Here is a 14,598-nt window from a genome sequence, read left to right on the forward strand (position 1 = left end):
TCTTACCGATCAAACGAGGGCTCGGTTCTGCCGTTGCCGACGAGGGTGAACCCGTCGCGTCGCAACAATTCGGCATCCAGCAGATTGCGGGTGTCCAGGACCAGGCGCCGCCGCACGAGGTCCGCCACGCGGTGCCAGTCCAGCTTGGCGAATTCGGGCCATTCGGTGGCCACGACGACCGCGTCCGCGTTCCGGGCGGCGTCGTACGGATCCGTCGTCAGGGACAGCGAATCCGATTGCGGCAGTGCCAGTTTCGTGGACTTGTCGGCGGTCACGGCCGGGTCGTACGCACAGACGCGCGCACCCCGGGCGGCCAGCTCCTCGGCGAGCCGCAACGCGGGGGAGTCGCGCAGATCGGCCGTGCCCGCCTTGAACGTCAGGCCGAGCAGAGCCAGCCGCAGACCCGACAGCGAGCCGTCGGATCTGCCGACGAGGCGGGCGAGCGTGGCGACGGCGCGGTCGATCTGGGCCCGGTTCGCGGCCACGGCCGCCCCGAGCACGCCCATCGACACCTGCTGGGCCCGCGCGACGTGCAGCAGCGCCCGGGTGTCCTTCGGCAGACAGGAACCGCCCCAGCCGGGGCCGGGGCGCAGGAAGTCCGGACCGATGCGCGGGTCGGTCGCGAGGCATTCGCCGACGAGTTCGATGTCCGCGTGCACCTTTTCGCACAGTTCGGCCAATTCGTTGACGAAGGAGAGTTTGGTGGCCAGGAACGCGTTGCTGGCGTATTTGGCCACTTCGGCGCTCTCGTAGTCGACGATCTGCACCACGCACGATTCCAGTCCCCGGTACACCCGCGCGACGCGATCGCCGACCGCGCTGTCCGCGGTGCCGACCACGATCCGGTCGGCGTGCAGGAAGTCGTACACCGCATGGCTTTCGCGCAGGAATTCCGGATTGCCCGCGACGTGCAGGTCGTATCGCGCCGCTTCCCGTGCCGCCGCGCGGGTCGTGCCCACCGGCACAGTGGATTTCAGCACGACGATCGATCCCGGGCGCAGCAGTTCGTACAGGGCCGCGAGCACCGTGTGCACGGCGGTCAGATCGGCGGCGCCCGACGGGGTGGACGGCGTCGGCACGCATACGAAGACCAGGTCGGCGTCCGAAAGTTCTTCCAGGCGAACGTCGAACCGCATCCGGCCGGACCGGATACCTTGTCGCAGCAGCGGTTCCAGGTCCGGCTCGCGAAGTTCGGTGCGGCCCTCCCGCAGCCGGGCGACGCACTGCTCGTCGATGTCGACGGCGGTCACCGGCCAGCCGAGATGGGCCAGGCCCGCCGCGGTCGTGGTGCCGACGTATCCGGCGCCCACGACGCCGATCCGTTCATCCGACATGGCCGAACTCCATTGGCGTGGCGGCGATCCGGTCGTCCACGGCGGCGAGCACCTGGGATACGGTGATGCTCGCGAGTCCGGGATCGGTGGTGTCGCCGAGCGGATCTCCGGTGGTGCCGGACCACAGCACCCGGTGCAGGTCCGCGCTCCCGGCGGGCGGCCCCCAGCGATCGGGAGCGGACGGTCCGAACAACAGGACCGATGGGGTGCGCACGGCGGTCGCGAGATGTCCCATTCCGGTGTCGCCGCACACCACCAGGGCCGCCCCGCCGACCAGCGCGGCGGTGTCGGCGAGGTCCAGCTGTCCGGCGAGTACCCGATCGGCCGGGATACCCGCGGTCGCGGCCACGGACAACGCGAGATCGCGTTCGGCCGCGGAACCGGTGAGCACCACCGGCACACCGGCGCGGTGCAGATGGGCGGCGACCGCCGCGAACCGCTGCGGCGGCCACTGCCGGGCGGGCGCGCCGGCGCCCGGATGTACCACGACGGTCCCGCGCCGCCGCCGCGACGGGCCGGGATGCAGATACAGATCGCCCGGATCGCCGGTGATTCCGGCGAATCGCAGCAGGCGGCACCAGCGGTGCACCTCGTGCATGTCCTCGACCCACTCCGGCCCCGAGATGCCGGGATACTCCTCGTGCCGGTGGGTCAGCAGGCTGCGCGGACGGGTCCGCAGCAGCTCGGCGATGCTCTGCGGGCCCCGGCCGTGCAGGTTCACCGCCAGCGACGGGCCGGGCGGTAGCCGGGTCCGGCCCAGACCGGCGGTGGGGTGCACGGCGTCCACGGCTCCGGTGAGCCGGGCCAGGGGAGCCAGCGCCGGGGGCGCCGCCAGGACGATCCGGTCGGACGGCCGGTGCCGCCGCAGCGCGCGCAGAGCCGGGACCGCGGTGAGCAGATCGCCGATCCCCAGGGCACGCAGGATCAGGATCACGGCCACGAACTCTCCGTGGACGAGCACACGACCAGTTCGCGGACCTCGCATCCGGCGGGCTGCCGCAGTGCGAACAGCACCGTCTCGGCCACGTCCTCGGGCCGGTTCAACCGCACGTCCGGCGGCGGCTTGTACTGCTCGTCCCGGCCGTCGAAGAAGGCCGTATCCATCCCGCCGGGGATGAGCAGCGTCACCCCGACCGCACCGGCGGTCTCGGCGGCCAGGGCGCGGGTGAATCCCACGACGCCGAATTTGGCCGCGCAGTAGGCCGTCGCGTCGCCGACGGCCTTGAGGCCCAGGGTGGACGCGCAGGTGACCAGGCGTCCCCCGGAGGCGCGCAGATACGGCAGCGCGGCTCGCGCCACCGCGGCGGTCCCGAGCAGATTGACGTGGATCACCCGCTCCCAGTCCTTGGCCGGAACCTCGTCCAGCGCACCGCAACTGTCGATGCCCGCCGCGGTGAAGACGCCGTCGAGGGTGCCGCCCGCCTGATCGGTGAGGGTGCGCACGGCCTGCTCGGCCGCGTCGGTGTCCGCGAGGTCCACCTGCTCGAAGCGCATCCCGTCCGCGGGCTGCTGCCGATCGAGGATCAGGGGCGTGCCCCCGGCGCGAGCCACGGCGGCCGCGGTCGCCGCGCCGAGACCCGATGCGCCGCCGGTGATCAGGACATTGCCGGGACGGTTCTTCGCTGCGGTCATACTGTTCTCCTCGCGATGTGGAAAGACTGTGCGACAGAAGGGTTCACGCGGTCGCCCGCGCGGCGGCGACGAGCCGGGTGGTCGAGTAGCCGGGCAGCACGGGCACGAGGACGATCTCGCCGCCGTACCGGCGGACGGTGTCGGCCTCGGGCAGGTCGCTGTCGGCGTAGTCGTCGCCCTTGACCCACACGTGTGGGCGCAGACGTTCGAGCAGACCGGTCGGGGTCGGTTCGTCGAATACCGCGACCGCGTCGACGGAGCTGAGTTCCAACAGGATTCGCGCGCGATCGTGGGCGGTGACCACGGGCCGGTCGGCGCCCTTGCGATCGCGGACCGACTCGTCCGAATTGAGACAGACCACGAGTGCGTCGCCGAGGCTGCGCGCGTGCCGGAGCAGTGAGATGTGGCCCGGGTGCAGCAGATCGAAGCAGCCGCCGGTCGCGACCAGCCGTCCCCCGGACCGGCGGACGAACTCGGCAAGCGCGAACGGATCGTCCGGCGCGCCACGGTATTCCCGCCGAGCCAGGCCGCCGGCCGGGTGCACGCCGCCCTCGCCGACGAATACGGCCGCCGCCCGGACGGCCTGCTGCACCGCCCGGGACGGGGATTCATCACGGGCCAGTGCGGCCGTCGCGGCCACCGCGAACTCGTCTCCGGCTCCGCAGGTGTCCGCGCCGGCCGGAGCGTGGAACGCTTCGGGCACCGGGATATGTTCCGGGACACCGACATTGCGGTCGTAGCAGATCGCGCCCGCCGCGCCGAGCGTCACCGCGACGCTGTCGGCGCCCCAGCGCGCGGCCAGCGCCTGGGCCCGCGCGGCATCGTCCGGATGGTCGTGCGCGAAACCCGCGGCCTCGGCGCGATTCGGAGTCACCATCCGGGTCCCGGGCACGGGAACGTGCCCGCGCGGATGCGGATCCCAGACCACCGGGACCCGGGTGGCGGCGTCGGCGAGCAGGGTGCGCAGCTCGGATCCGGCGGTGACGCCGCGGCCGTAGTCGGCCACCAGTATCGCCTTGGAATTCCTTATGGCCCAACGTATTTCGGTGCCCAGTCGGGTGGGCGCGGCACATCCGTCGCCGGCATCGATCCGGACGATCGGCTGGCCGTCGGCCCGGGCGCGCGTCTTGCGCACGGTCTCGCCGCGCAGTGGGAGCGCGAGCACCTCGACGTGCGGGGTGAGCAGGTCGTGCAGCCGTCGCCCGGCGGCGTCGTCGCCCAGCGCGGTGATCAGCACCACCGGGCCGGCGATATGCCGTCCCGCCAGCATCGCGGCCAGCCCCGCCCCGCCCGGACGCTCGGACCTGCTCGTCTCGTCCAGGACCGGCACCGGCGCCTCGGGACACAGCCGCCGGGCGGTGCCGTCGATATCGACGTCCAGCAGCGTATCGCCGATGATCACCAGCGGCCGGTCGCGGCTCATGACGGCACCGCCAGCGCGCTGTCCAGGGCCGTGCACAGCGAATGAATCAGCACCAGGTGCATTTCCTGGACGGTCGCCACCGTCGGCGCCTCGACGGCGAGCGCGTCGATGCACAGCGCCGCGAGCGGATTCGGTGCGGGACCGGTGACCGCCCAGCTGATCACACCGGCCTGGGCCGCGGCCTTCGCCGCGGCCACGACCGCCGGACTGGTACCGCTGGTGGAGAACAGCATCAGCACGTCGCCGTGCCGCCCGTGGGCCAGAACCTGACGTGCGTAGAGCTGATCCGGCCCGTAGTCGTTGACGATCGCCGTGCCCGCGGAGGTGTCCGCGTGCAGTGCGATGGCCGAGAGCGGGCGCCGCTCGTGCCGGAACCTGCCGACCAGTTCGCCCGTGAGGTGCTGCGCCTCCGCGGCGCTGCCGCCGTGTCCGCAGGCCAGCAGCCGCCCGTCGTGCGCGTAGACATCCGCGAGCTGTTCCCCCCACCGCTGCACCCGCGCGGCCATGTGCGCGTTCACTTCCAGCGCCGCGCCGAGTGAGGCGAAATGGCGCCGGATCGAGTCCGTGCCGGTGGGGCCGTCACGGGCCGCGTCCGATCGCATTCCGGAGTCGGTCATCGCGTCCTGTCCTCTCCTCGGGGCGGGTCAATCGATCGACGGCCGAGACGATCGCGTCGTCGGTGATGCCGTCGAGACAGGGATGTCCAGGGATGGGGCAGACGCGGGCGCGGGTGTTCGCGCAGGCCGCCCGCTGGTCGCCGAGCAGTTCGTGCGGCACGCCGTAGGGCGCCCAGCGTCGCGCCGGGACGACCGGCGCGAACAGCGAGACCACCGGGGTGCCGACCGCGGCCGCGACGTGCGCGGGTCCGGTGTTCGGCGCGACGAGGACACCGGCACGCCGGATCAGGGCGGCGAGCGTGGCGAAATCGGTCTTGCCGCCCAGATCCGTCGCGTCGCTTCCCGCGACGACCGCGGTGAGCTCGCGTTCGGCGGGGGCGCCGGTGACCAGCACACGATGTCCGGCCTGGGCCAGGGCGGCGGCCACGGCGCGGCTGCGTCCCGCCGACATCCGCCGCGCCGGTACCGCGGCCCCGGGATGCATCACCACATAGCCGGAATCGCCGGCGAGCCCGTGGATATCGGGCAGGTCGGGGCGGATCCGCAGCAGTCCGTCGTCGCGCGGGTCCGGCGCGAATCCGGCGGCCTCGGCGAGGGACAGCGCGCGCTGCGGTTCGGGCAGGTCCTCGTCCACGAGGTGCCGCACGTCCAGCAGGGAGCCGGGATAGTCGACGCTGATCGCCGAGATCCGCCGCACCCCGGCCATTCTCAGGATCAGCGCCAACGGGAGCGGGGATTGATGGAACGAGGTGAACACCACCGCCTCGTCGATCCCCAGTCCCCGCAGCCGATCGGCCAGTGCGGTGATCTCGGTCGCGTTCGCCTCCGGCGGCTCGAGATCGACCCAGGGCGCGTGGAATTCGACGATATCGGCCACGCCGGGCAGTAATTCGGCCGCAGCCCGTCCGCGGGGACCGCACAGGAACACCACCGAGCCGGTACGCCGGGCAACCGCGCGAACCGCGGGCCCGCACAGCAGCACGTCCCCGGCGCTGTCCAGCCGGGCGACCAGGACGCGGCCCGCGCTCATCGCGCACCCGCCAGCACGAGCTCCACGGCGGACTCGAGATCCGGCGCGACCAGCGCCTCGGTGCCGGCGCGGCCGATCTCCTCCGCGCGGGTGCGGGCCGTGGGAACCAGCACCGCGCCCGCGCCCGCGGCCAGTGCCGCCTCGACGTCCGAGCCGATATCGCCGATCACCACGCAGCGGTGCACCGGCACGCCGAGCGCCTCTGCGGCGGCGGTGATCAGCCCGGGACGCGGTTTGCGGCAAGCACATTCGTCCTCGGCGCGATGCGGGCACACCTGCCAGGTGCCGAACGGCCCGAGCAGTTCCTCCACCCGACCCAGGACCGCGCACAGCTGGTCGGGGGAGATCAGCCCGTGCGCCACCCCCGACTGGTTGCTCACCATGCCGACGCGCACACCGGCCGCGCGGAGCCGGTCCAGTGCCCGGCGGGCGTCCGGAACGGGTTGCACGAGTTCGGGATCGGCCAGATACGGCACATCGGTGATGAGGGTGTCGTCCCGGTCGAACAGTACGGCCAGCGCGGGCGTGTGAACCGGTCGCGGCCGCCGGGAGCGACGCAGCATCTGCCATTCGCCGCGCAGCCGGTGCCAGCACGCGGCGGGCGGGATCAGCGCGCTGGTGAGCGACATGGCCGCGATCTCGGACCGGGTGCGCGGTCCGGCGGCGATCCGCCGGGCGGCGAATTCGGTTGTGCCGGTGAGCCACAGGCCGCCGGCGGCGATGGCGAGGCGGGGGCGGCGCCCGAGCGCCAGCCCGATCGCGGCGAGTCCCGCGCCGGTCACCGACGCGTGCCGGATCAGCCGCCCGCGGCCCTCGCCGATGCGCTGCCGCCAGCCGCGCCCGAACTTGTGCCGCAACAGCGCGTTGTCGGCATTGCCCGCTTGCGCCCGCAGCGAGGACAGCAGCGAGCCGGTCGCGGGCGGATGCCAGGTGACGCGCTCGCCCGCCACGATGCGGCGCCCCGATTCCACGATCCGCAGGGCCAGATCGGAATCCTCGCGGTAGGCGCGCGGGAAGCGTTCGTCGAACCCGCCGAGTTCGGCGAGCACCGCGCGTCGGTAGGCCATATCGGCGGTGATCCACCGGGCCGCGGCCAGCGCCGCGGTGCCGCGTTCGGCGTCCGTGGGCGGCCGCCGGGCGGGCAGCGGCACTCGCAGGTCCGCCTGCGACCCGGCGACCTCGGGCGGCAGGCCGCGCAGGTCGGCGGCCAGGCGCCTGCGCCAGTCGGGGGCGGGCACCACGTCGTCGTCGAGGAACGCGATCCACTCCGACCGGGCCGACCGCCACCCGATGTTGCGCGCGGCGGCCGGCCCGCGACCGCCCGAGCGAACCACCCGGATGGGAATCCCGATGTCCGGCAACGGAGGTGAGGCACCGCGATCGACCCGGTCGGCGCGCTGGTCCCACGGCCGGTCGTCGACGACGACAACCTCGGCCGGTGCGGGCCCGGGCGATCCGGCCAGGGCGTGCAGCACGGTCACCAGGCCCGCGCGCCCGATGGTCGGAATCACGACGGTGTAGTCGATTCCGCTCACCTCGCTCACCGCCGCACCACGAACGGTCCGATGGCGAGCAGGTCGACCGGTGCGGAACCGAAGCACTCCAGCGCGTCGCGCGGTGAGTCGACCATCGGTCGGCCCGCTGTGTTGAGGCTGGTGTTCACCACCACCGGCAGTCCGGTGCTGCGCTCGAACCGCGTGATCGTCTCGGCCAGCAGCGGGTTGTCGGACCGTTCCACGGTCTGGATGCGCGCGGTGCCGTCGACGTGGGTCACCGCGGGCAGTCGCTCGCGCCAGTGCTGCGCCACATCGTGCACGAACAGCATGTAGGGACTCGGCAGCGGTCCGCGGGAGAAGATCTCGTGCGCGCGCTCGGCCAGCACCATGGGCGCGACGGGCCGGAACTGCTCGCGTCCCTTGACGGCGTTGAGCCGCTCGGGATTCGCCGCGTGCCCCGGATGCGCCAGCAGCGACCGGTAGCCCAGGGCTCGCGGGCCGAATTCCGCCCTGCCCTGGAACCAGGCCACGATGTCGTTGCGCGCCAACGCATCCGCGACCGTTCCGGCGAGATCATCGGGCCGCTCGTAGCGGATGTCGGCGGCGCGCAGCGCGTGTTCGATCTCGGCGTCGGAGAAGCCCCGGCCCAGCGCGGCGGTGGTCATCGGTTCGATCCGGTCGCCCGATTCGGCGGCGATGCTCAGTGCCGCGCCCAGCGCGGTCCCGGCATCGCCCGCGGCGGGCTGCACCCAGACGCGTTCGAACGGGCCCTGATCGAACACCGCGGTGTTGGCCACGCAGTTGAGCGCGATACCGCCTGCGAGGGTGAGGTTTTCGGACGAGGTCTCGGTACGCAGCCACGCGCACAGGTCCAGGAGCACCTCCTGCAGGCGGCACTGCACCGAGGCCGCGAGATCGGCGTGCTCGCGGCGGAGCGGCGCACCGGGCGGCCGGGCGGGCGCGAAACCGTCCCAGTCGATCGGCTCGGTGCGGAAACCCCCGTCCGCCGTGCTGTACACGCTCCGGCGCAGGGCGTCGCGAAAGCGCGGCTGCCCGTACGACGCCAGGGCCATCACCTTGTACTCGTCACTCGAGCGGGCGAAGCCCAGGTGCGTGGTCAGGTCCTCGTACATCAATCCGAGTGAATGCGGAAGTGTTTGAGTGGCAAGCACATCCAGCTTGCCGTCGCGAAACATCCCCGCGAGCATCGAGGTGGACTCGCCGCGGCCGTCCGCGGTCAGCACCGCGGTCTCGCCGAACGGAGCCGCCAGCCCGCACGAGGCCGCGTGGGCGACGTGGTGCCGCACGAACCGCACCTTGGCCGGGTCCAGTCCGGGCAGCGCGGTCGCGAGGAAGTGCGGGGCCCGCTCGGCGTACCGGGTGCGCAGCGATTCCCACCCCGGGTCCAGGCCGTCGAGCCCGTGATCGACCTGGGCCGGATCGTAGGAGTACCCGACGGCGTCGATATCTGCGGGAGTGAGAGCGGCCTGCTCCAAGCACCACCTCGCGGCCTGTTCGGGTTGTTCCCAGGCGGCGAACGGCACCGGCGCCTTGCCGTGCTTGCGCCTGCTGAACCGCTCCTCCTCGGCGGCCGCGACCGTCCTGCCGTCGATGACGACCGCTGCCGCCGAATCGTGGAATATGGCGTTGATCCCCAGTACGCGCATCCGAACACCTCCTGTGGGTGCCCCCGGTCGTCGCCGAACTACCCGGCGTCTGCCGTGGTAAACGAGGCTTGTTCCCGCCGCGCGGCGAACCAGGCCACGGTGCGGCGCAGCCCGACGGCGGGGGTGACGGTCGGTTCCCAGCCCAGCAGTTCGCGGGCGCGGCTGATATCCGGGCAACGACGGCGGGGATCGTCGGTCGGGGTGGGCAGCCGCCGGATCGGTGAGCGGCCGTGGCCGATCTGCTGGATCAGCGCGGCGATCGCGTCGACCGTCATCTCCCGCGGGTTGCCGATGTTGACCGGGCCGGGATGTCCGGACCGGGCCAGCGCCAGCAGGCCGCGGACCGTGTCGTCCACGTAGCACAGCGACCGCGTCTGCTCACCGCTGCCGGTGATCGTGAGCGGCCGGTGACTCAGCACCTGTTCGATGAAGGTGGGCACCATCCGCCCGTCGTCGGCGCGCATGCCCGGGCCGTAGGTGTTGAAGATGCGCGCGATCACGGTATCGGTCCCGTACTCGCGATGATGCGCGCACACCAACGCCTCGGCATACCGTTTCGCTTCGTCGTAGACGCTGCGCGGGCCCACCGGATTGACGTTGCCCCAATAGTCCTCGCGCTGAGGATGTTCGGTGGGGTCGCCGTAGACCTCGCTGGTGGAGGCCAGCAGCAGCCGGGCGCCGTGCCGGCGGGCCAGGTCGAGCGCCGCGGCGGTGCCGTCGGCTCCGGCCTCGAGCGTCTGCACGCCCAGGCGCGCGTAGTCGACCGGCGAGGCGGGGGAGGCCAGATGCGCGACCAGGTCCACCTGCGCGATCCGGGGGAACGGCTCGCACACGTCGTGCTCGATGAACCGGAAGCGCGGATGCGATTCCAGCATCGCGATATGGGCCGGATCCCCGGTGCAGTAGTTGTCCAGGCCGACGACCGTCGTGCCGCGCGCGAGCAGGGTGGCGCACAGGTGCGAGCCGATGAATCCGGCGCATCCGGTCACCACCGCATGACGAAAGGGGAAGGCGCCGTTCATATCTCGACCTCCCGTGGTCCGGCGTGCCCGGCGAGGGCCGCGCTCGGGCCGAGTCCGGCCGCGGAACCGGCCGGCTGCACGGTGTGGTAGACGCGCAGCGTATCGGTGGCTATGCGATCCCAGGAATAGCGCGAACGCGCCCGCCGGCGGCCCGCCTCACCCATGGCGGCGCGCTCGCGGTCGTCGGCCAGGAGCCCGGAAACCGTCGCGGCGAGCACGTCCGGATCGCGCGGTGGCGCGAGCCGTCCGGTCACGCCGTCGACCACGGTGTCCAGCAGTCCGCCCACCGCGGACGCGACCACGGGCGTACCGCAGGCCATCGCCTCGAGCGCCACCATGCCGAACGGCTCGTACCACGGCGTGCACAGGACCGCGTCGGCGGAGCGCATCAGCGCGGGCATATCCGCACGCGAGACCGAGCCGAGCAGCCGCACCCGGTCCGCGACTCCGCAGTACCGGGCGATCCCGAGCAGCCGGCCGGCTTCGGGGTCGTGTTCGAGCCCGTCCGGGGGCGGTCCGCCCGCGATGAGCAGTTCGGCGCCGGGAATATCGGCCAGCGCCCGGATCGCGGTGTCGAATCCCTTGCGCGGCACCAGTCTTCCGACCGCCAGCAGCCGGGGCGGCGCGCGATGCCGGGCCTTCGGGCCGGGTGCGAAACGGTCCAGGTCGACACCGCATGGCACCACCGACGCCCGCGCGGGCGGCAACCCGAGACGGGTCAGTTCGAACACCTCGTCGCTGCTGGTCGCCACGACTCGGTCGGCGCTGCGCGCGACCGTCCGCTCGGTGCGGATCCGGCAATCCGGGCTGGTGTCCCGCGCACCCTGGTAGCGCTTCTTCACCACGCCCAGCGCATGGAAGGTCTGCACGACAGGCACCGTCGGCCCGCGGGCCGCGCGCAGGGCGGCCAGCCCGGACATCCAGAAGTGGGCATGGGCCACATCGGGCCGGTCCCTGGTCCAGTAGTCCTGCAGCAGCCGGCCGAATTCGTCCATGTGCGTGAGCAATTCGTCCTTGGGGACCGGGCTGGGCGGTCCGGCCGGCACGTGCACGACGCGGTACCCGTCCGGCGCGTCGACCTGCTCCGGCGTCACCGGGTCGTCGCGTCTGGTGTACACGGTGACCTGGGCCCCGCGCCGCGCCAGCGCGGCGGACAGCTCCGCGACGTGCACGTTCTGGCCCCCGGCGTCAACGCTGCCGATCGCTGCCAACGGGTTGGCGTGCTCGGAGATCATCGCGATCTTCATGGTGCGTACTCCCAACTGTCGAGGATGCGAGTCGCTTCGCGGCGTGCCGGGAGCAGGTTTCGCCGAGCACGTGATCCCAGTTCGCCAGGAAGGAGTCCAGACCGTGATTCGCCACAGCCCACCGCCGCGCGGACAGCCCGACTGCGCGAGCCCATTCCGGACGGCGGACGAAGCCCGAGATCGCTTCGGCCAGTACCGCCGGATCGGTGGCCACGACGCCCACGTCGGGCGGGAACGTCGCGGCCGCCTCCGTGGCGGCCAGCGCCACCACCGGCATGCCGATGTGCATCGCCTCGAGCACCGAGAGCCCGAGCGATGTCCAGCGGGCAGTGTGCACGAACACCCGGCGCCCGGCCACCGCCGCGTGCAGCGTGGACTGGTCGAGGTCCCCCGAGCCGTTGACCCGGTCGGCGGGCACGCCCAGTGCGGTGTGCACGTCGCCGGTGTCGATGCCGAACACGTCGATGGGCGCGGCGGCCGACAGCGGCGCGAGCAGGTCGGCGCCGGTGACGCGCATCCGGCGGATCGGCTCGTTGATCATCGTCGCGGCGCGCGGGAGATGCCCGTCGTACAGATAGCCGGGATCGACGATGCCGTGCCGGATGACCGTCGTCGGGCAGATCCCGTTGTCCCACATCAGATTGTTGAAATCCGTGACGTGCACCAGCGGGATGTCGCGGCGGTCCGCGAGCGGATGCCGGGTCGCGGTCGCCGGTCCGCCGGGAGTGTTGTGCTCGACGTAGACCGCAGCGACATCCCGGCCGGGCCGCCTGCCGAGCCATCGGGCCGCGAGTTCGAGTTCCTGCGGCCGCTGCAGCACGACGACGTCGACCGGGGTGTCCCGGAGCTGTTCCGGCGATATCTCGACCGCCGTATCGGGCCACGGCCGGCCGCAGCGGCCGCGGCCCCACTGACCGCCCTCGGGCAGCCGCGGCAGCAGATACGTGTGCCCGCCTCGCACGAACGAGGAGGTCCACGACCCGTGCACATGCCAGAGCAGGACGTTGAGCGGCTTCGCGGTACCGCTCATCCCGCGAACCGGGTCCAGTACCGGACTTCACGGCAGCGGGCGACGAAGTCGGCGGCCGAGCTGTCGGGCGCGCCGAGATCGACGAAGCCCGCGTCGAGTTCGGTCACTCCCGCCGCGGTGAACAGCGCACCGGCCCCGCTGTGCGCGACGAACTTGCAGTGGGCGTACGCGTCGCTGACGAAATCGCGGGCGGGCGGCAGCGAGGCGAGCTGTGCGGCGCCGTCGTCGGTCGCGAGGACGGCAACGGCGTCGTAGACCACCGAGGGCGCGCCGTCGATCTTCTCGTCCGCCTCGATCCGCTCGCCGTCGGCGGTGACGATGCCGCCGACCTTCACCGCGATGATCTCGAGCAGCGCCTTCTCGGCGGTGACCGCCTCGCGCAACGCGGAGATCAGCTTCCCGTCCACGCCGTCGGTGACCAGGACGCCGAACTTGCGGCCCGCGAACGTCTCCGGGCCGTTGCGCAGAATGCTCAACGCCGGCGACTCGGGCAGATCGGTGCGCGTCTCGCGCGCCGCGGGCAGGGGTTCGGGCAGTTCGGGCAGGCCCAGCCCATCGCAGACCGCTCCGGCCAGGTCCTCGTGCACGTTGCGCAGCGCGGCCACGACCCGCTGCCGGATGTCCACGCGCTCGCATTTGCTCAACTCGAAGACGAATCCGCTGATGATGTGCTGTTGTTCCACCGCGGTCTGGCTCGCGAAGAATTGCCGGGCCTGGCTGTAATGGTCGGCGAAGCTCTCCGCGCGCAGCCGGCGTTTGGGGCCGGATTCGGTCTCGGGCACCGAGCTGAAACCCCGTTCCGGGTCCTCGCGCGGGCCCTTGATGTCCGACGGCCACGAATTGGGTTCGTAATTCACCCGATTCGCGGGGTTGACCGTAGCCATGTGGCCGTCCTGCTGGAACGTGGCGAACGGGCATTTGGGCGCGTTGACCGGCAGATGGGTGAAGTTGGGGCTGCCCAGGCGCTTGAGCTGGGTGTCCAGATAGGAGAAGTTCCGGCCCTGCAACAGCGGGTCGTCGGTGAAATCGATTCCGGGAATGATGTTCTGGGTGCAGAAGGCGACCTGCTCGGTCTCGGCGAAGAAGTTGTCCACCATCCGGTCCAGCACGAGCTTGCCCACCCGGCGCACCGGAACCTGTTCCTCCGGAATGATTTTCGTCGGATCCAGGATGTCGAATTCGAACCGGTCGGCGAATTCCTCGTCGAACAGCTGCATGCCGAGTTCCCATTCGGGGAAGTCGCCGGAGCCGATGGCGTCCCACAGATCGCGGCGATGGAAATCCGGATCGGCGCCGTTGATCTTCAACGCCTCGTTCCACACCACCGACTGCATGCCCTGCTTCGGCTTCCAGTGGAATTTGACGAAGGTCGAGCGTCCCTCGGCGTTCACCAACCGGAAGGTGTGCACCCCGAACCCTTCCATGAAGCGGAACGAGCGCGGAATCGCGCGGTCCGACATGATCCACAGCAGCATGTGGGTCGATTCCGGAGTCAGCGAGACGAAATCCCAGAAATTGTCGTGCGCGGTCTGCGCCTGCGGGAAGCCGCGGTCGGGTTCCTGTTTGGCCGCGTGGATGATATCGGGGAATTTGATGGCGTCCTGGATGAAGAAGACCGGGATATTGTTTCCGACCAGATCCCAGTTGCCTTCCCCGGTATACATTTTCACCGCGAACCCGCGGACGTCGCGGGCCAGGTCGGACGAACCCTTGTTCCCGGCGACGGTCGAGAATCGGACGAACACCTCGGTGCGGCGGCCGGCTTCGCGGAACGGGTCCGCGACGGTCAGGTCCTGCAGCGATTCGTAGTTCTCGAAATATCCGTGGGCCCCGTAACCGCGTGCGTGCACGACACGTTCGGGAATGCGCTCGTGGTCGAAATGAAAGATCTTCTCGCGGAAGTGGAAATCCTCCAGCAGCGCCGGGCCGCGTTCACCAGCGCGCAGCGTGTTCTGGTCGTCGCCGACCACGACGCCCTGCTGGGTGGTGAGTCGTACGTCGTCACCGGATGCCTGCTGGTGGGTTTCCCCTCCATTGCCTGGTCGACCTGCATTTCCGTCGGTCATACCGTGCTCTCCTGTCGGGTGTGCGTCGAACCGT

At 71.5% G+C, this 14,598-nt stretch carries 12 protein-coding genes; all 12 read right to left on the reverse strand.

What is annotated here, in order from left to right; all coding sequences use genetic code 11:
* Positions 1–2 precede the first annotated feature (2 nt).
* Genes AC5WS7_RS19095 through AC5WS7_RS19150 form a run of 12 tightly spaced genes read right to left on the reverse strand, consistent with a single transcriptional unit; the run spans position 3 to position 14,564 of the window.
* Positions 3–1,334, reverse strand: a complete 1,332-nt coding sequence (locus AC5WS7_RS19095) for a UDP-glucose dehydrogenase family protein (RefSeq protein ID WP_495955838.1) — start codon at positions 1,332–1,334, stop codon at positions 3–5.
* The gene (locus tag AC5WS7_RS19100) at positions 1,324–2,274 is read right to left on the reverse strand and encodes a glycosyltransferase family 9 protein (RefSeq protein ID WP_495955839.1); all 951 of its coding nucleotides are present in this window, start codon (positions 2,272–2,274) and stop codon (positions 1,324–1,326) included. The genes AC5WS7_RS19095 and AC5WS7_RS19100 overlap by 11 nt, the downstream gene beginning before the upstream one ends.
* Complete coding sequence (locus AC5WS7_RS19105; protein ID WP_495955840.1) at positions 2,265–2,966, reverse strand: SDR family oxidoreductase; 702 nt, start codon at positions 2,964–2,966, stop codon at positions 2,265–2,267. The genes AC5WS7_RS19100 and AC5WS7_RS19105 overlap by 10 nt, the downstream gene beginning before the upstream one ends.
* 43 nt (positions 2,967–3,009) lie before the next feature.
* Complete coding sequence (locus AC5WS7_RS19110; protein ID WP_495955841.1) at positions 3,010–4,389, reverse strand: PfkB family carbohydrate kinase; 1,380 nt, start codon at positions 4,387–4,389, stop codon at positions 3,010–3,012.
* Entirely contained in the window at positions 4,386–5,006 is a 621-nt protein-coding gene (locus AC5WS7_RS19115) for a D-sedoheptulose-7-phosphate isomerase (protein WP_495955842.1), read from the reverse strand. The genes AC5WS7_RS19110 and AC5WS7_RS19115 overlap by 4 nt, the downstream gene beginning before the upstream one ends.
* Complete coding sequence (locus AC5WS7_RS19120; protein WP_495955843.1) at positions 4,969–6,036, reverse strand: glycosyltransferase family 9 protein; 1,068 nt, start codon at positions 6,034–6,036, stop codon at positions 4,969–4,971. Before AC5WS7_RS19120 ends, AC5WS7_RS19115 begins: the two co-directional genes overlap by 38 nt.
* Positions 6,033–7,580: an HAD-IIIA family hydrolase gene (locus tag AC5WS7_RS19125; RefSeq protein WP_495955844.1), complete on the reverse strand. Its 1,548-nt coding sequence runs from the start codon at positions 7,578–7,580 to the stop codon at positions 6,033–6,035. The genes AC5WS7_RS19120 and AC5WS7_RS19125 overlap by 4 nt, the downstream gene beginning before the upstream one ends.
* On the reverse strand, positions 7,577–9,199 hold the full coding sequence (locus AC5WS7_RS19130; protein WP_495955845.1) for a carbamoyltransferase family protein: 1,623 nt from the start codon (positions 9,197–9,199) through the stop codon (positions 7,577–7,579). Before AC5WS7_RS19130 ends, AC5WS7_RS19125 begins: the two co-directional genes overlap by 4 nt.
* A 38-nt stretch (positions 9,200–9,237) precedes the next feature.
* The gene (locus AC5WS7_RS19135; protein WP_495955846.1) at positions 9,238–10,221 is read right to left on the reverse strand and encodes an NAD-dependent epimerase/dehydratase family protein; all 984 of its coding nucleotides are present in this window, start codon (positions 10,219–10,221) and stop codon (positions 9,238–9,240) included.
* Positions 10,218–11,468 carry a glycosyltransferase gene (locus AC5WS7_RS19140; RefSeq protein WP_495955847.1) on the reverse strand — a complete coding sequence of 417 codons (1,251 nt, stop codon included), beginning with the start codon at positions 11,466–11,468 and terminating at the stop codon, positions 10,218–10,220. The genes AC5WS7_RS19135 and AC5WS7_RS19140 overlap by 4 nt, the downstream gene beginning before the upstream one ends.
* The gene (locus tag AC5WS7_RS19145; protein ID WP_495955848.1) at positions 11,410–12,498 is read right to left on the reverse strand and encodes a glycosyltransferase; all 1,089 of its coding nucleotides are present in this window, start codon (positions 12,496–12,498) and stop codon (positions 11,410–11,412) included. Before AC5WS7_RS19145 ends, AC5WS7_RS19140 begins: the two co-directional genes overlap by 59 nt.
* Positions 12,495–14,564 (reverse strand): catalase, encoded by a 2,070-nt coding sequence (locus AC5WS7_RS19150; RefSeq protein ID WP_495955849.1) that lies wholly within the window; start codon positions 14,562–14,564, stop codon positions 12,495–12,497. Before AC5WS7_RS19150 ends, AC5WS7_RS19145 begins: the two co-directional genes overlap by 4 nt.
* Positions 14,565–14,598 lie beyond the last annotated feature (34 nt).

This window comes from Nocardia sp. PLKS1-43 (assembly GCF_059510335.1).